Below are 16,639 nucleotides of genomic sequence, written 5' to 3' on the forward strand. Positions count from 1 at the left end.
AAACATACGTGAGTGACCCCGACAGCGGCAATGCGCCGCAGGCAGACGGGGCGTCGTCAGCAGAGCGCAGGAAGGGTAAATCCTCCCGGCGCGCGAAGCGTAAGCGTGGCCATGGCCGCCCGAACGCTCATTCTGCGGAGGCCAGTCAGGCAGGCAAGTCCAGCCCGGCGGCGATACGCCCAGCAGAGGATGATACCGGTTCTCCGGCGAAGAAGCGGAAGCGTCGACGCCGTGCACGTGGCGGGGGTCATGCCAGTGGACAGCCATCCCCCTCGAATCAACAGCAGAGTGAAGAAGCAGCGGAAACTCGCGTCGCTGTAGAGCACGGCCATCCTTCATCGCACAAAACCGGCAAGAATCGGCGCAAGCATCGCAGCAAGCGAGGCCTGCAGGGCCGACCGCTTGCCCACGAGAAGACGCCGCAGATTGTCACCCCCGCGCATTCTGCCGGAGCAGGGCCGGCGCAGTCCCACGGCGATCATCGTCATGATCGGCAGGCGATGCCGCGTCGTGAGGGACAACAGCTGCATTCGTCGGCCGAGCAGGATTTTCGGCCCGCCGACCTTTATGCGGCACTCGATCTCGGCACGAACAATTGCCGGCTTTTGATTGCTCAACCGACGCGTCCGGGTCAGTTCCGGGTGATCGATGCGTTTTCGCGAATCGTCCGCCTTGGCGAAGGTCTTGGCGCGAGCGGGCGTCTTTCGAACGATGCCATGGATCGCGCCGTCGAGGCGCTCCGCGTCTGTGCCGCCAAGCTGAAGACCCGCGAGATCCGCCGCATGCGGCTGATCGCAACCGAAGCCTGCCGCGCCGCCGACAATGGCGAAGCGTTCTTGTCGCGAGTGACCGAGGAAACCGGTCTGCAACTCGAAATCATCGACCGTGAAACCGAAGCGCGGCTTGCCGTGTCTGGTTGCTCGTCGCTCGTCGGGCCGGAGGCGCGCTCGGTCGTGCTGTTCGATATCGGCGGCGGCTCGTCTGAAATCGCCGTCATTCGCATCGGTGACAACCGCTCCAGCCGGCTTGCCAACCACATCACCCACTGGACTTCACTGCCCGTCGGCGTCGTGACGCTCTCGGAACGGCATGGTGGACGCGATGTGACGCCGGAACTGTTCGAGACCATGGTCTGCGAAGTTCAGCGCATGCTAGAGCGTTTCGATTGCCCGCCGGTGCATGGTGCTGCGCGCGACAGCGCCGACTTCCATCTGATCGGAACTTCGGGCACGGTGACGACGCTTGCCGGTGTCCATCTCGATCTGCCGCGCTATGATCGGCGACGGGTCGATGGCGTCTGGCTGTCGGATGACGAAGTGAGTGCGATGCAGGCCAAGCTCCTGTCCTGGGATTTTGCCGGCCGCGCCGCCAATCCGTGCATCGGGCCGGATCGCGCCGATCTGGTGCTGGCGGGATGCGCCATTCTGGAGGCTATCCGCCGCCGTTGGCCGAGCCCGCGCATGCGTGTCGCCGATCGCGGCCTGCGTGAGGGATTGCTGACCGATATGATGGCAGACGACGGCGTCTGGCGGCGAGGCCGCTCGCGCCGGGGTCATCGACCGAGGGATATGAAGGGGCCGCAGACGTGACCAAGCCAACCATCGCCGGCAACCGCACGGGCCGCAAGCTCGGCCAGCGCGTCAAGAAAAAGAAGCTGAAGGCCTCGTCGCGCCAGTGGCTGCAGCGCCATATCAACGATCCCTATGTGCAGCGCGCCCAGCTCGAAGGCTATCGCGCTCGTGCCGCCTTCAAGCTGCTGGAGATCGATGAGAAGCATCAGATCCTGAAGGGCGCGCGCCGCATCATCGATCTGGGTGCTGCCCCCGGCAGCTGGTCGCAGATCGCCGCCAAGGTCACCGACTCGACCGAGGAAGACATCCGCGTCGCCGCGATCGACTTTCTCGAAATGGCGCCGATCCCAGGCGTCAGCATCCTGCAGCTCGATTTCCTTGATCCGGAAGCGCCGCAGCGGCTGATCGATGCCGTCGGCGGCACGCCGGATCTCGTCGTATCCGATATGGCGGCACCGACCACGGGCCACCATCGCACCGACCACTTGCGCACCATGCATCTGTGCGAAGTCGCCGCGCATTTCGCCGTCGAGGTTCTGGCCGAAGGCGGGCACTTCCTTGCCAAGACTTTCCAGGGCGGTACCGAGCGCGATCTGCTGACCTTCCTGAAGCAGAATTTCCGCCAGGTCATCCATGTGAAGCCCGGCGCATCCAGAGCCGAGTCGGTGGAAATGTTCTTGCTGGCAAAAGGCTTCAAGGGCCGGAAGCCGGAAGGCGAGACCGAAGAAGAGCATTCCGCCGTCGAGCGCTAATTCAGACGATCTCAATCGATCAGTTGACGAACTCTCGTTGCACTATGGCTATGCCGTAGCGCAACGAAGATCGTCATCATTTTGCGGCCGGCTGCTGTACCTGCGGCTGCAGAGCGGCCACGCGCTTGAGGCCGGCCTTGTGGCCTGAAACCATGGCGCCGGCACTGCGATCCATCCGGATGAAGGGGATGGTCGCAACCACGGTCAGGATCGATATGCAGAAGAAGGCGATGTGGAAGTCGCTGACCTGTAGTTCCGTGCCACTGAAGAAGGTCGAGGCTTCCAGAATCATGGCGGCGACCGCGACGCCAAGCGCAAGGCTGATCTGCTGCATGACGGAACTCATCGACGTCGCCTGGCTTGCCTGTTTGTCGCTGATATCGGCGAAGGCGAGCGCATTGATCCCGGTGAAGAAGAACGAGCGCGAGAAGCCGCCGATCAGCAAGATGGCAACGATCAGCAAATGCGGCGTCCACGGCTGGAAAAGCCCTGTGCAGATCGTGGTGACGGTCGTAACGGCAGCAGCCGAAAGCAGCGCCGTCTTGAAGCCGACTGCGGTGAAGACGCGGCGCGCGATGAACTTCGTCGAGATCGCGCCGATCGCGCCGGCAAAGGTGATGAGGCCGGACTGGAACGGATTGAGGCCGAAGCCCAGCTGCAGCATCAGCGGCGTCAGGAAGGGCATGGCGCCGATGCAGATGCGAAACAGCGTGCCGCCGGTGACGGAGGCGCGGAAGGTGGCGTTCTTCAACAGCGTGAGGTCGAGGATAGGTGCCGGGTGGCGGCGTGCATGACCGATATAGAGGAAGCCGCAGACGAAGCCGATGACGACGGCCGAGATGCCGATATAGGGCGGCAGCGCCGGCAGGCTGATGACGGACATGCCGAAGACGACGCCGGAGGCCGCGAATGACGTCAGCAGAAATCCGATGAAATCGAGCTTCGGCGGCATGGTTGCTTCAACGTCTGGCAGGAAAATCGATGACAGGATGACACCGAGAATGCCGACGGGCACGTTGATGAGGAAGATCCAGTGCCAGGAGGCATAGGTGGTAATGAAACCGCCGAGCGGCGGACCGGCCAGCGGGCCGACAAGCGCCGGGATCGACAGTAGCGCCATGGCCGAAACCAGATCGCTTTTCTGTGTGGTGCGCACCAGCACGAGGCGCCCGACCGGCGTCATCATCGAGCCGCCGACACCCTGGAGGAAGCGGGCGAAGACGAACTCCAGCAGGCCGCCCGAAAAGGCGCACATGATGGAGCCAATGACGAAGACGCAGATGGCGATGCGGAAAATGTTCTTTGCGCCGAAGCGATCCGCCATCCAGCCGCTGATCGGGATGAACACCGCCAGCGACACCATATAGGAAGTCAGTGCCAGCTTGAGCGTGATCGGGCCGACATGGAGATCGTTGGCGATGGCCGGCAGCGCCGTCGCGATGACGGTGGAATCCATCTGCTCCATGAAAAGGGCAACGGCGAGGATCAACGGAACGATGCGATTCATAGGCATCTGCCTTGATAGGTCTGTCTTCGGGAAGGCTGCCGCCCACTGCATAATTCCTTAAATCGGGATCGATTTAAGGAATTATGCAGCAGACTGAAAGTGCTACAGCGACCTTTGCGCGTCACATGAGACGCGCGGCGCTGTAGGGCGATCAGCCGCTCTGTAGTCCTATGCGAGGCCGCTGCCAATCCCGGATTTTGCTCGCTGATCGCTTGGGGATCACGTCTTCGTGATGTCCGCCGCTGCGGAGCGTGGAAAGCAGGATTTGACATATGCTAAGAGCATGGAAATGCTAAACGCATAAAACGTCGTCGGTGTATTAGCGGAAATGGATTGTCTTGTCATGGCCAAATTATCGGGCCTTGCAAGATCCCGCCCCCATCCTGCTGCTGCCGGCGATGATGATAGGCACAGCTTACGCTGGCCCAGTAGAAGGAAATGACATTATGACCGCTGTTCTGCCCCCGGACACGCACCAATTCAAATTGGGATCCTGCACCGTCACCGTCGTCAAGGACGGCGCCAACGTCATGGAAAACCCTTGGGAAACTTTCGGTTCGAACCAGGCGCCCGATACGGTTCGCAAGCTGCTGGAGCAGAATTTCCTGCCGACGGAAAAGCTCCTCAACAGCTATGCGCCTGCCATCATCGAGACCGGCTCCGACCTCATCGTCGTAGATACCGGCTTTGGAGCCGCTGGTCGTGCCCGTGGCCTCGGCCGTCTTCGTGAGGGTCTGCAGGCCGTCGGCTACAAGCCGGAGCAGGTTACCATCGTTGCCCTGACCCACCTGCATGGTGACCATATCGGTGGCTTGCTCGAGGACGGCGCGCCGGCCTTCCCGAATGCGCGCTATGTAACGGGCGAAATCGAGTATGACTTCTGGACGGACAAGGCGCGCGAGGGCACGCCGGCCGAAGGCGGCCACAAGGCGGTGCTCGCCAATGTCGTGCCTTTCTCCGAAAAGATGACGTTCCTCAAGGATGGCGATCAGATCGTCAGCGGCATGACAGCCATGCTAGCCCCTGGTCACACCCCGGGCCATCTCGTTTTCCATCTCGAATCGGATGGCAAGCAATTGGTCATGACCGGCGATACCGCCAATCACTATATCCTCTCGATCGGTCGTCCGGATTGGGAAGTGCGCTTCGACGTGGACAAAGCTCTTGCCGCCAAGACGCGCCGCCGCATCTTCGACATGATCGCCGCCGACCGCATCCCCTTCCTCGGCTTCCACATGCCATTCCCCGCCGTGGGCTTTGTCGAAAAGCAGGCTGAAGGCTTCCGTTATATTCCGAAGAGCTACCAGTTCGACGTCTGAGCTATTCGAGGCAACAGGGGATCGCGGATTCTAAGCGCGCGATCCCGCCGTCAATTCTTGATCAACGCGCTTTGCCCGACTCGTGGCTCGGTTCCCGCCAATAGTCGCCGTATGTTTGCGCGGTGGCGCAGGATCACGTAAATGCCGCCTGCAATCACCAGCAGCCGATAAGGTAGTGGTTGCTCCAAGCAGCAAATGAGGGCAATGGCGGCCATCGCAGCCAGGATCGATCCCAGCGAAACAATCCGGAACGTGGCCAGTACAACCCCAAAAACCACCACGGCACCCAAGCCCACCGGCCACGCTATCGCCAGCAAAAGGCCTAGTCCTGTCGCGACGGACTTACCGCCCCGAAAATTCAGCCAAATGGGGCGGCTGTGCCCTAGCAATACAGCGAGTCCGGCCAAGCAAACCGCCCAAGGTACCCAGGCCTTTTGATTTTGTGGATCAATCATCGATAGCAGCGATGTGGATGCCAATGTGTCAAGCGAAGGATAGAACCAACGGGAAAAGATAATCGCTGCAACGCCCTTCAACACGTCAATGACCAGTACCGCCAGCGCGGGCCATTTCCCGAGAATCCTCAACACATTTGTTGCGCCGGTCGACTTGGAACCATGCTCTCGAAGATCGATGCCTTTGAGCAGTCTTCCCGCCATATAGCCTGTGGGAATGGAGCCAAAGAGATAGGCAGTTGCCAATCCAATTATGCTCGCTATCCAGAAAGCCATAAGTGCCCCTCGTTTGTACCGCCAACAGCCGCGGTCTAGATGTCGCCGAATGCCTGATTGGTGCGGAATTTCCACACCGGCTTTATGCGTCGTCAGGAAGCTAGATTTTCTAGCCTGTCGCTTTTTACGACACCTCGTATGAAATTGCTGCAGCAGTCGGATTGGATTCAGCGTTGACGCTGAGCCCTGGCATATCTGCCCACCGCTTTTTGCTATTCCCTTCCTGTCATGAACGTGTTACCAGCCCTCGCCAACTTCCAAGCAACACTTGCAAGATCGCCCGGTAGACGATTCGTTCCGGGCTTTCCTGTTTTTCACAGACGAAGGAATTGGCCATGGCACGCATTATTGAAACGCCAACCGGGTTGGATGCTCTCACATTCGACGACGTGCTCCTGCAGCCGGGACACTCCGAGGTCATGCCCGGCCAGACGAATGTCGCCACCCGGATCGCCCAGGATATCGATCTCAACCTGCCGATCATTTCGGCGGCGATGGATACGGTGACCGAAAGCCGCTTGGCGATCGCCATGGCCCAGGCCGGCGGTATCGGTGTTATCCACCGCAACCTGACGCCAGTGCAGCAGGCCGAAGAGGTTCGCCAGGTCAAGAAGTTCGAAAGCGGCATGGTGGTCAATCCGGTCACCATCGGTCCGGATGCGACGCTTGCCGAGGCGCTCGCCTTGATGAAGGCGCACGGCATTTCCGGTATTCCGGTCGTCGAGAAGTCGCATCGCCTCGTCGGCATCCTGACCAATCGCGACGTGCGTTTCGCCTCCGATCCCCAGCAGAAGATCTACGAGCTGATGACCCGCGAAAATCTCGTGACGGTCAAGGATGGCGTTCAGCAGCAGGAAGCCAAGCGCCTGCTCCACACGCATCGCATCGAAAAATTGCTCGTCGTCGACGGCGATGGCCGTCTGGTCGGCCTGATCACCGTCAAGGACATCGAAAAGTCGCAGCTTAATCCGAACGCATCCAAGGATGCGCAGGGCCGCCTTCGCGCCGCTGCGGCCATCAATGTCGGCGACGATGGCTTCGAGCGCGCCGAACGCCTGATCGAGGCTGGCGTCGACCTTCTGGTTGTCGACACTGCTCACGGCCATTCGCAGCGCGTTCTCGATGCTGTCGCTCGCGTCAAGAAGCTTTCCAATTCCGTCCGTATCATGGCTGGCAACGTCGCCACCTATGACGGCACGCGCGCGCTGATCGATGCCGGTGCCGACGCCGTCAAGGTCGGGATTGGTCCCGGCTCCATCTGCACGACCCGCATCGTCGCCGGTGTCGGCGTGCCGCAGCTTGCTGCCATCATGTCGGCGGTTGAAGCGGCGCGCGAACAGAACATCCCTGTCATCGCCGATGGCGGCATCAAATTCTCTGGCGATCTTGCCAAGGCGATTGCCGCCGGAGCATCGGCTGTCATGATCGGCTCGCTACTTGCCGGCACGGACGAAAGCCCGGGCGAAGTGTTTCTTTACCAGGGTCGCTCCTTCAAGGCCTATCGCGGCATGGGCTCCGTCGGCGCCATGGCCCGCGGCTCGGCTGACCGCTACTTCCAGGCAGAGGTTCGCGACACGCTGAAGCTCGTTCCGGAAGGCATCGAAGGCCAGGTTCCTTACAAGGGTCCGGTTGCCGGCGTGCTGCATCAGCTCGCAGGCGGCCTCAAGGCGGCCATGGGTTATGTCGGCGGTGCCGATCTCAAGCAGTTCCAGGAGCGTGCGACCTTCGTGCGCATCTCCGGCGCCGGGCTGCGCGAAAGCCACGCCCATGACGTCACCATCACCCGCGAAAGCCCGAACTATCCGGGCGCAGGCGGCTGATCAATGACAGATCGCGCTTCGGGCAACGCCAGGTCCTTGCAGGGCCTGGCGGCGATCCTCGCAGCTCTTTCCCTGGCGCTTTTTGCCTGGATCCAGGCCGGATTCGTCAGAGCATTCAGTGATGCGGCAGCCGGTCAGTCGATGCTCGATGTGCGCATCGCCGGCTATGAGAGCGAAGATGTCCTCGCCATGCTGCGCTATCTCAGGGAGCATCCCGATCCGGCGTCCATCCTGCGCTCGATGTATCTCGGGCCGGAACTCATCTTCCCGCTGGTGTTGGGTGGCTTGCTGTTTTGCCTGATGCGGTTGGTCGGCCCGAGCGGCTTTTTCTTCGGCCGGCCCATCCCGCCCGGCGCGAAGACCGTTATTTTTTGCCTGCCGATCGTCTACACCCTTGTCGATTATGCCGAGAATATCGCCGGCCTGATGCTCTATCCGCCGGCGACGCCCTCTGACGCCACGGTATCGCTGCTTGCGAGCCTGCTGCCCATCATCGTGCGGCTGAAATTTCTGACTCTGGTCGTGACGGTGATTCTGCTGGCCCGTTTCGCGATTTTTCGCTACCTCTCGCCGGACGGTTCCAGACCGTCCTGATCTGCCATATCGGCGTTCGGAAATTCCAAAGGAGTTGGCGGCGTGACAGGCTATGAAATGTTCTGGCCCATGGTGGCGCATGCGGTGCTTGTTTACATGCTCTATGCCCTTTTGGGGTGGCGCCGAAGCCGTCTGGTGAAGGCCGGTCGGATCAAGATCGCTCAATTTCGCGAAAACCACGCTGCCGACGAGCCGGCGGAAAGTCTGGTGGTGCGAAACAGCATCGCCAACCAGTTCGAACTTCCCTTGCTGTTTCATGCTTGCTGCATCGTGCTTTATACGGCGCAGGCGGACAATCTGCCCGCCGTGATCCTCGCCTGGATCTTCGTTGCCACCCGCTACGCCCATGCCTTCGTGCACGTGACCAGCAACAACCTGCGCTACCGCAGCCCCTTGTTTGCGCTTGGCTTTATCGTACTCGGCGGCATGTGGGCATGGCTCGGCCTCTGGCTCGCCTTCTCCTGATGAGCGCGTGCGTTTCCGTGGCGACAACCTGCGGTAACGTCTTTGTGTTTTTCCTTTACCGTCGCACGATCGCCCGCTGATCTATCTTCTCAGCGGGCGGCTGGCCGTTACCTGCTGCCGGGGAAACAGGGAGAACAGGACCATGAGCACGGAAAAGCCCGTTGTCACGCAGGCGATGATCAACGCCTACGACGAATATACCCACCTGACGCTCGATCGTCGGGGTTTCATGGAAAAGCTGACCAAGCTTGCAGGCTCCGCCGGTGCGGCAGCCGCGATCGCGCCGCTGCTTTCAGCCAACAAGGCAAGCGCGGAGGTCATTGCTTCGGATGACAAGCGACTGGAGGCCAAGGACGTAACCTATGCCGGCAGCAAGGGGGAGATGAAAGGCTATCTCGTTCGGCCAAAGGACGCGGCCGGCAAGCTCGGCAGCGTCATCGTCATTCACGAAAACCGCGGCCTTAATCCGCATATCCGCGATATTGCCCGCCGTGTCGCGCTTGAGGGTTTTGTGGCGTTGGCGCCCGATTTCCTCTCTCCGTTGGGCGGGACACCTGCCGACGAGGACAAGGCGCGCGACATGTTCACCAATCTCGACTCGGCGCTGACAGCAGCCAATGCCGAAGCGAGCCTGGCCTATGTCGCGAAGACGGATGGAGCCAACGGCAAGGTCGGTGCCGTCGGCTTCTGCTGGGGCGGCGGCCTCGTCAATCGTTTCGCGACCATCTCGTCGGAGCTGAAGGCGGGCGTTGCCTATTACGGTGTGCAACCGCCGGCGGCCGACGTTCCGAAGATCAAGGCCGCCCTGCTGTTGCACTATGCCGGTTTGGACGATCGCATAAACGCCGGCATCGATGCCTATCGCAAGGAGTTGCAGGCTGGCGGCAAGAGCTTCGAAATCTTCGTCTATGACGGTGTCAATCACGCCTTCAACAATGACACGTCGGCCGCCCGATATGACAAGAAGGCCGCCGATCTTGCCTGGGGCAGAACAGTTGAATTCCTGAAGAAATACCTGTCCTGAAGTGATGCAGGTTTCCAGGTGATGTGAGCCGATTATCGGGGCCGAAACCATATTGCGGCCTCGGTTTCGAGCCCTGTCGCTGACGCCTATCTGATTATTAAAATTAGACTTTCCCCGTTTACGCGCATTGAACGCGTCGAATGTCATAGCGTCTGCGCGCATGAGCGCCGTTCAATATGATGATGAAACGGGTAAAGAATGAGTCCGCCTAAACCTGACCGCGTCACGTTCCGCAAGAAACCCCAGCAGGAACGAAGTATCCAGCGTGTCGATGCCATTCTCTCGGTCGCTGCCAAGTTGATCGCTGAAAAGGGTGTCAGCGCTACCAAAATGACCGAGCTTGCGAGCATCGCGGGAATCCCCATTGGCTCCGTCTATCAATATTTTCCCGACAAATCGGCGATCGTCCGCGCCTTGCTCGATCGCCACTCGAACAGGATCCAGCAAAAGGTCGAGCAAGGCTTCGCGGCGGTGACGTCACTCCATCACGCCGTCGAATTGGCCTGTGGCATGATCGATTGGTACTATAGCGAGTTCCGCAACGATCCAGCCTATCTCGGCGTCTGGCTGGGAACCGAGATCGACAGGGATATCCTGCAGCTCAACATGCAGCACAGCAACCGCGTCGCGGACATGTTCATCGCGAGCATTCAGCAGTTTCTGCCGAAAGACAGCCGCATCGACCTGAAGGCCCGCGCTCAGCTATTCAGCCATCTGATCGGCGCCTCCGTTCGCTTCGCTATCATGAGCGATGACGAGATGGCGAAGCGCATGCTGCACGAATGGAAGCAGGTAATTCGCGTCACCCTGCTGGCGGAACCCACGCCATAACAACGAGCGAACGCGCCGGGTTGCGAGCTTCGCGCTTACCAACCCGGCAGGATCTGCCCTGCGCGCTGTCGCGGATAGAAGCGCGCATAGGTCTTCACATCACCATCCAGGTCGTCGTCGACAACAGCCGGCGTGATGTTGTCGAGACAGGCGGAGATGTGGGCGGTGATGGCATTCATCAGCGATACGGAAAGACCGGGCCGCTTCATGATGCCGATCTGGACCGGGGGCAGGGGCGGGAAGCCATCGGCCTGCGTCAGCACCTTCATGCCGGTTCTGAGCGCTGATTCCGGCATGACCGAAACCGCCATGCCTGCAAGCACAGCCGCTGCAACCACCGTGCAGGACCAGCTGGTAAACAGGATCTGATATTCGCGACCGCCTGCATCGAGCGCCGAGCATGCGAGCTGACGCCATTGGCAATCGCGACGGCCGACGGCAAGCGGAATGGGTGCATCGTCACGCAACGGGTGGTTGGCCGACCCGACCCAGCAGAGCGGTTCGGTGCGCACCACATCCGACATGCGTTCGCGCGGATTGTGGGTCACGAGCGCGATGTCGAGTTCGCCGCGATGCATGCGTTCTGCCAGATCCACCGAAGGCTCGCAGACGATATAGAGCTCGACATTCGGATGCGTCTTGGCGAACCGGCCGATGATCTCGGGCATGTAGCGATCCGCATAATCGTCCGGTGTGCCGATGCGCAGCGTGCCTTCGAGACGGTTGTCGTCGAAGGCGGCGATTGCCTCGTTGTTCAGGCGAATGATGCGGCGGGCGTAGTTCAAAAGCTTTTCGCCCTCGGCCGTCAGGCGATTGCCGCGGCCGTCCTTGATGAAAAGCTGCTTGCCAACGCGCTCTTCCAGCCGGCGCATCTGCATCGACACGGCCGATTGCGTCTTGAACACCCGGTCTGCCGCCTTGGTGAAGCTGCCGGAATCCACGATTGCGATGAAGGTCTGCAACTGATCGATATCAAGCGGCGCGGACATAGGCTCACCTATAAAGGAGTTTGATAGTTATCATTAGAAACATTCGTTGGACTGATCAATAGGGCTTTGGCATCTTCTGGATGCAATTCAGCATACCAATCGAACAGAGACTTTCATCGAACTCCTCCCGGCCTGCGCCCTTTTCCGGATCACTGGAAAGGGGCTTGGCTGGCGTGTGCCCCAAGGAAAGGATTTTGGAAATGCGCACGACAGATCGAACCCTTGCCATCGGCCTTGCAACGCCATCGCTGTCTTTGACGGCGCGCATGATGCTTGCCCTGGGTAATGTCATGTCGATCTGGCGCGCAGTCCGAAATCGCCAGGAAATCGAGTACCTGAGTGAGCTGAACGACAGTCAGCTGCGGGATATCGGCCTCAGCAGGCAGGATCTCAGCGCTGCGCTGACCACCTCGACCTTTTTCGAGGATCCGTCCAGCTATCTGACCAATTCCGCGCGTCGCCGCACGCGCCTCTCTGCCTTCAGCAGCTCCAGAGGCTGATGTCGGACACTAGTTTCCCCGCAGGGTGATAGCCAATAAGCCCTGCCTCTTTCCCGGTGTTCGGCCCAAGGGCCAACACCGGGTTTTTTCTTTTCTGGAGACAGCGTTCGGGCGGCGATCATGCGCGGGAAAGTTGCCTCACACGCTAACTGTCTTATCTAACCTCCAAGGGCTTGATCCGAACGATAGGGAAGCGACGATGGCAACCGTGATCTTCTTCCATTCCGTCTATGGCTTGCGTCCGCTCGAGCACGAGGCGGTCGAGCGCGCGCAGGCCGCCGGGCACAAGGCTTTTGCGCCCGATCTCTATGAAGGGCTGATCGCACGATCGATCGAAGAGGGCTTCGAATTCAAGGACGAGATCGGCTGGCCGACTATTTGCGAGCGGGCGGAATGGGCGCTGGCGGGTTTGCCGGCCTCAACCGTACTGGCAGGCTTTTCGATGGGAGCCGGCGTGGCTTCCAGCCTTTGGCCGAAGCGGGAGAAGACAGCAGGCATTCTTCTGCTGCACGGCCTTGCCACCATTGCCAAGAACGCCCGCAAGGGCCTGCCTCTTCAGCTTCATCTTGCCGACCCCGATCCGTTCGAACCGGCGGAGGATGTCGCCGCCTGGCGGCAGGCGGCCGATCGGTCCGGAATCTCGGCGGAGGTGTTCACCTATAAGGGCGGTGGCCACCTTTATACCGATGCCAGCCTGCCTGACTACGATGCAAAGGCGGCCGATCTCACCTGGAAACGTGTCATCGATTTCCTCGATGCCATCGACGCCAAGGGTTGAACTTCGCCGCGACTTTGCGCGCGGGACTTGAACGGAAGCCGCTCGTCCCCTAGTTTAGGGCCGTCAGCAATACCAACAGGATGTGTGCAACATGGATTCCAACTCGACTGCAATGCCGTTCAGCCTTGCCATCGGGGAAATTCATGCTCATGCCCATATCCATCGTTCTATCCAATCTTTCGTGGTCCACGCCTGACGGCCGGCCGCTTCTTTCCAATCTCGATTTGAGCTTCGGTGCCGAACGCACCGGCCTTGTCGGACGCAATGGCGTCGGCAAGACGACGCTGATCAAGCTCGTCTCCGGCGAATTGCAGCCGCAATCCGGGAGCATTTCATTCAGCGGCCGTTTGGGGATCCTGCGCCAGAGCGTGCAGGTGGAGGCGGACGAGACCGTTGCCGATCTCTTCGGTGCGAGCGAGGCCCTTGCAGTCCTGAAGCGTGCCGAGGCCGGCGAGGCGACCAACGATGAACTCGCTGCTGCGGACTGGACGCTCGAGGCGCGCATCGCAGCCGCCCTTGATCGCGTCGGGCTCGACGTTACCCCGGAAACGCATCTGACTACTCTGTCCGGCGGCCAGCGTACGCGCTGCGGCCTTGCTGCGCTCATTGTCGACGATCCCGATTTCCTCATTCTCGACGAACCCACCAACAATCTCGACCGTGACGGACGGAGAGCCGTCATCGATCTTCTCGCTGGCTGGAAGGCTGGCGCCATCGTCATCAGCCATGACCGCGAATTGCTCGACACGATGGATGCGATCGTCGAGCTGACATCGCTCGGCGCGTCGCGCTACGGCGGCAACTGGACCCAGTATCGCGAACGCAAGGCACTGGAGCTGTCGGCCGTCGAGCATGATTTCGCCGAGGCGGAAAAGCGCGTCGCCGAGGTGGAGCGAAGCGCCCAGGCGACCGCCGAGCGTCAGGCAAGACGGGACAAGGCTGGCCGGAAAATGGCGGCCAAGGGCGGCATACCGCGCATCATGCTTGGCGGTTTGAAGGAGCGCGCGGAAATGACGGGTGGCGAGAACACAAGGCTTGCCGAGCGTCGTCGTACGCAGGCCTTGCAGGATGCCGCCACCGCCCGCGAAAAGATCGAGATCCTCCAGCCCCTGACTGTGAAACTGCCGACATCGGGACTGCCGTCAAACAGGATTGTCCTCAGAATGGAGGGGATCACAGCCGGTTACGAGCCCGAACGGCCGATCCTGCGCGATTTCGATTTCATCGTCACCGGGCCGGAGCGTATTGCCCTGACCGGCCCCAATGGATCGGGAAAGACGACGCTGCTGGCGTTGATTTCCGGTGTGCTGCAGCCGTGGACCGGAACAGTGCGGGTCGTCCATTTCGCGCTGCTGGACCAGAGCGTCAGTCTTCTCGATCCGTCGCTTTCGATCCGCGACAATTTTCGCAGGATCAATCCGGATGCGGATGAGAATGCTTGCCGAGCGGCCTTGGCGCGCTTCATGTTTCGCGCGGATGCCGCGCTCCAGATCGTTTCAAGCCTCAGCGGTGGTCAGCTGCTGCGCGCCGGGCTTGCCTGCGCGCTCGGCGGCTCGATACCGCCGTCTCTATTGATCCTCGACGAGCCGACCAACCATCTGGATATCGATTCCATCTCTGCAGTGGAGGCGGGGCTTCGAGCCTATGACGGCGCGCTTCTCGTCGTGAGCCACGACGAGGTGTTTCTCGACAATATCGGAATAGAAAGGCGGCTCGAGCTACCTGCCCGAGCCGCTTCGGATCGCTGAGAGGTGGTGTCAGGCGTGGCCGGCGCCGGCAATGCGATCGAGTTCGGCGAGCGCATCTTCCGGCAGCTTTAGTTCGGCGGCCGCGACGTTCTGCTTGAGGTGGGCAAGTGACGACGTGCCCGGAATAAGCAGGATGTTCGGCGCGCGGTGCAGCAGCCAGGCAAGCGCCACCTGCATTGGCGTTGCGTTCAGGCGGGTAGCGACATCGGAGAGGGCCGAGGATTGCAGCGGCGTGAAGCCGCCGAGCGGGAAGAACGGCACATAGGCGATGCCATCGCGACCGAGCTCGTCCACCATTGCGTCATCGGTACGCTGGGCCAGATTGTAGAGGTTCTGCACGCAGACGATATCCGTGATCGTGCGGCCCTCGGCGATCTGGTTGCGGGTGACGTTGCTCAGTCCGACATGGCGCACGAGACCTTGCCGTTGCAACTCCGCAAGTGCGGTCAGCGGCGCCTCGATCGAACCTTCCGTCGGATGATGGGGGTTGATCATGATGCGAAGATTGACGACATCGAGCACATCGAGCTTCAGGTTGCGCAGATTGTCATGCACCGCCTGCTTCAGCTCGTCGGCAGAAAAGGCCGGCAGCCAGGAGGCATCCGTGCCGCGCCGCGCCCCGATTTTTGTCACGATGACGAGATCGTCGCGGTAAGGGTGGAGCGCTTCCCGGATCAGCTGATTGGTCACATGCGGACCGTAGAAATCGCTGGTGTCGATATGATCCACGCCCAGGGCGATGGCTTCGCGCAGCACGGCAAGTGCTGTGTCGTGGTCCTTCGGCGGACCGAAGACCCCGGGGCCCGCGAGCTGCATGGCGCCGTAGCCAAGCCGTTTGACCTGAAGGTCTCCAAGCTTGAAGCTGCCGGATTGATCGATGCTGGACATGGCTATCTCCTTTTCAAGATGAAAACAGAAATAGGCCTCGTCTCAGTGTATGATAACTGGGTGCAATGTGCACGGGCTGTGCGGAATTCCGAACAATTCGCGCAGATCGAAGGAGGCCTTCAAGCTGTTACTCCGATTTCGGAGCAGGCTTATCCTGTGCCTTCAGGTAGCTGTCGAAGATTGCTTCCATGTTCTTCTGATAGGTCTTCTGTACCTCGAGGCCGCTATCGAACATGGCGTTGAACATGTCGGTATAGGCGGCCATGTCGACGCCGGCGGCAGGCTTGGCCTTCGGTTCCTCCTTCGCCGGCTCTGACGGCATGGGGAAGTTGCGCATCATGTCCTGGAAGGCCTTGGCAAAAGGATTGTCCAGGAAAGGATTGGCCTGCACCGGCTTCTCGCGCTTGACGGCGTCGGCCCCGAACATCAGCTCCATTGCCTGGGTGAAGGGGTTGTCGAAGATGCTGGCCTGCGGCGTCGGCTGCTGTTTGGGCGCGAAGCCGATGCTCTGCAGCCAGCCTTGCATCATCTCGCCCATATCGGTGTTGAGGAAGGGGTTGGCCATCTGCGGGATCTGGCCGCTGGTTTCCTTGAAGAGGCCGCCCATCAGCGTATCGGCCATGGCGGGCAGCATGCGCTTGTAGATTTCCTGGCCGATGCCGGTCATCTGCGCCGCCTGCGCCGCAACCGCGCGCGACACTTCCTTCGAGCCGAACAACCGCCCGAGCACGGCATTGCCGTCGGCGATGCCTTCTGGCGTGAAGGCCTTGGTCATGTCCTCGAAATATTTCGCGTAGTTACCGGACGAGATGTCCTGCATCACGCCGACGAAATTATAGGGATCGGTCGCGCTGCGTTTGAAGCCCGAGGAAAAGGCCGGCATCAGCGCGGCCATTGCCTTCGTCGCCTGCTCCTGCGCAAGATTGAACTGCTTGGCCATGGCCTCCGTGGCGGCGCCATTTTGTGCCTGCATCATCATGTCGAAGAGTGGCAGCATCGAAGTCCCTTTCCCCGCTATGAGGCCGCTTCGGAATCAGGCGGCGCTTGCTCGCAGCAGTATAGCGGGAAAAAAGAGACCGCATATCGGTTTCTGCCGACAGAGCATCAGGTTTTGCCGGCAGG

Annotated in this window: 16 protein-coding genes; 11 read left to right on the forward strand and 5 right to left on the reverse strand. The window is 60.6% G+C overall.

The window, feature by feature from the left end:
* Positions 1 to 8 precede the first annotated feature (8 nt).
* Complete coding sequence (locus HGP17_RS25700; protein WP_168813309.1) at positions 9 to 1,589, forward strand: Ppx/GppA phosphatase family protein; 1,581 nt, start codon at positions 9 to 11, stop codon at positions 1,587 to 1,589.
* Positions 1,586 to 2,323 carry an RlmE family RNA methyltransferase gene (locus tag HGP17_RS25705; protein ID WP_168813310.1) on the forward strand — a complete coding sequence of 246 codons (738 nt, stop codon included), beginning with the start codon at positions 1,586 to 1,588 and terminating at the stop codon, positions 2,321 to 2,323. The genes HGP17_RS25700 and HGP17_RS25705 overlap by 4 nt, the downstream gene beginning before the upstream one ends.
* 76 nt (positions 2,324 to 2,399) lie before the next feature.
* Here HGP17_RS25705 and HGP17_RS25710 read toward each other — a convergent pair whose 3' ends face one another.
* Positions 2,400 to 3,830: an MFS transporter gene (locus HGP17_RS25710; RefSeq protein ID WP_168813311.1), complete on the reverse strand. Its 1,431-nt coding sequence runs from the start codon at positions 3,828 to 3,830 to the stop codon at positions 2,400 to 2,402.
* A gap of 446 nt (positions 3,831 to 4,276) precedes the next feature.
* Here HGP17_RS25710 and HGP17_RS25715 point away from each other — a divergent pair, with 446 nt between their 5' ends.
* Positions 4,277 to 5,149 carry an MBL fold metallo-hydrolase gene (locus HGP17_RS25715; RefSeq protein WP_168813312.1) on the forward strand — a complete coding sequence of 291 codons (873 nt, stop codon included), beginning with the start codon at positions 4,277 to 4,279 and terminating at the stop codon, positions 5,147 to 5,149.
* Positions 5,150 to 5,199: 50 nt separating this feature from the next.
* Here HGP17_RS25715 and plsY read toward each other — a convergent pair whose 3' ends face one another.
* Positions 5,200 to 5,880, reverse strand: a complete 681-nt coding sequence (plsY, locus tag HGP17_RS25720) for a glycerol-3-phosphate 1-O-acyltransferase PlsY (RefSeq protein ID WP_168813313.1) — start codon at positions 5,878 to 5,880, stop codon at positions 5,200 to 5,202.
* Positions 5,881 to 6,215: 335 nt separating this feature from the next.
* Between plsY and guaB the strand changes: the two genes are divergently transcribed.
* From guaB to HGP17_RS25745, 5 genes are all read left to right on the forward strand, one after another.
* Positions 6,216 to 7,700, forward strand: coding sequence for an IMP dehydrogenase (guaB, locus tag HGP17_RS25725; RefSeq protein ID WP_168813314.1), 1,485 nt, complete (start codon positions 6,216 to 6,218; stop codon positions 7,698 to 7,700).
* Positions 7,701 to 7,703: 3 nt separating this feature from the next.
* Entirely contained in the window at positions 7,704 to 8,294 is a 591-nt protein-coding gene (locus HGP17_RS25730; RefSeq protein WP_168813315.1) for a hypothetical protein, read from the forward strand.
* Positions 8,295 to 8,336: 42 nt separating this feature from the next.
* Positions 8,337 to 8,759 (forward strand): MAPEG family protein, encoded by a 423-nt coding sequence (locus HGP17_RS25735; RefSeq protein ID WP_168813316.1) that lies wholly within the window; start codon positions 8,337 to 8,339, stop codon positions 8,757 to 8,759.
* 142 nt (positions 8,760 to 8,901) lie between these two features.
* A complete protein-coding gene (locus HGP17_RS25740; protein ID WP_168813317.1) occupies positions 8,902 to 9,783 on the forward strand; it encodes a dienelactone hydrolase family protein in 882 nt (293 codons plus the stop codon).
* Between the two features lie 198 nt (positions 9,784 to 9,981).
* Positions 9,982 to 10,614 carry a TetR/AcrR family transcriptional regulator gene (locus HGP17_RS25745; protein ID WP_168813318.1) on the forward strand — a complete coding sequence of 211 codons (633 nt, stop codon included), beginning with the start codon at positions 9,982 to 9,984 and terminating at the stop codon, positions 10,612 to 10,614.
* A gap of 35 nt (positions 10,615 to 10,649) precedes the next feature.
* Here HGP17_RS25745 and HGP17_RS25750 read toward each other — a convergent pair whose 3' ends face one another.
* Positions 10,650 to 11,603: a LysR substrate-binding domain-containing protein gene (locus tag HGP17_RS25750; protein WP_168813319.1), complete on the reverse strand. Its 954-nt coding sequence runs from the start codon at positions 11,601 to 11,603 to the stop codon at positions 10,650 to 10,652.
* A 200-nt stretch (positions 11,604 to 11,803) separates the two neighbouring features.
* Between HGP17_RS25750 and HGP17_RS25755 the strand changes: the two genes are divergently transcribed.
* The 3 genes from HGP17_RS25755 to HGP17_RS25765 all read left to right on the forward strand — a co-directional run bounded on the left by HGP17_RS25755 (position 11,804) and on the right by HGP17_RS25765 (position 14,629).
* The gene (locus HGP17_RS25755) at positions 11,804 to 12,103 is read left to right on the forward strand and encodes a DUF1127 domain-containing protein (RefSeq protein WP_168813320.1); all 300 of its coding nucleotides are present in this window, start codon (positions 11,804 to 11,806) and stop codon (positions 12,101 to 12,103) included.
* A 199-nt stretch (positions 12,104 to 12,302) separates the two neighbouring features.
* Complete coding sequence (locus HGP17_RS25760) at positions 12,303 to 12,881, forward strand: dienelactone hydrolase family protein (protein ID WP_168813321.1); 579 nt, start codon at positions 12,303 to 12,305, stop codon at positions 12,879 to 12,881.
* Positions 12,882 to 13,030: 149 nt separating this feature from the next.
* Positions 13,031 to 14,629, forward strand: a complete 1,599-nt coding sequence (locus HGP17_RS25765) for an ABC-F family ATP-binding cassette domain-containing protein (protein WP_168813322.1) — start codon at positions 13,031 to 13,033, stop codon at positions 14,627 to 14,629.
* Positions 14,630 to 14,638: 9 nt separating this feature from the next.
* On the opposite strand, the gene HGP17_RS25770 is transcribed toward HGP17_RS25765, so the two are convergent.
* Positions 14,639 to 15,517 carry an aldo/keto reductase family oxidoreductase gene (locus HGP17_RS25770; protein ID WP_168813323.1) on the reverse strand — a complete coding sequence of 293 codons (879 nt, stop codon included), beginning with the start codon at positions 15,515 to 15,517 and terminating at the stop codon, positions 14,639 to 14,641.
* A 127-nt stretch (positions 15,518 to 15,644) separates the two neighbouring features.
* Entirely contained in the window at positions 15,645 to 16,514 is an 870-nt protein-coding gene (locus HGP17_RS25775) for a DUF937 domain-containing protein (RefSeq protein WP_168813324.1), read from the reverse strand.
* Between the last annotated feature and the right edge of the window lie 125 nt (positions 16,515 to 16,639).

The organism is Rhizobium sp. P38BS-XIX, assembly GCF_012641435.1.
Lineage (GTDB): Bacteria > Pseudomonadota > Alphaproteobacteria > Rhizobiales > Rhizobiaceae > Rhizobium.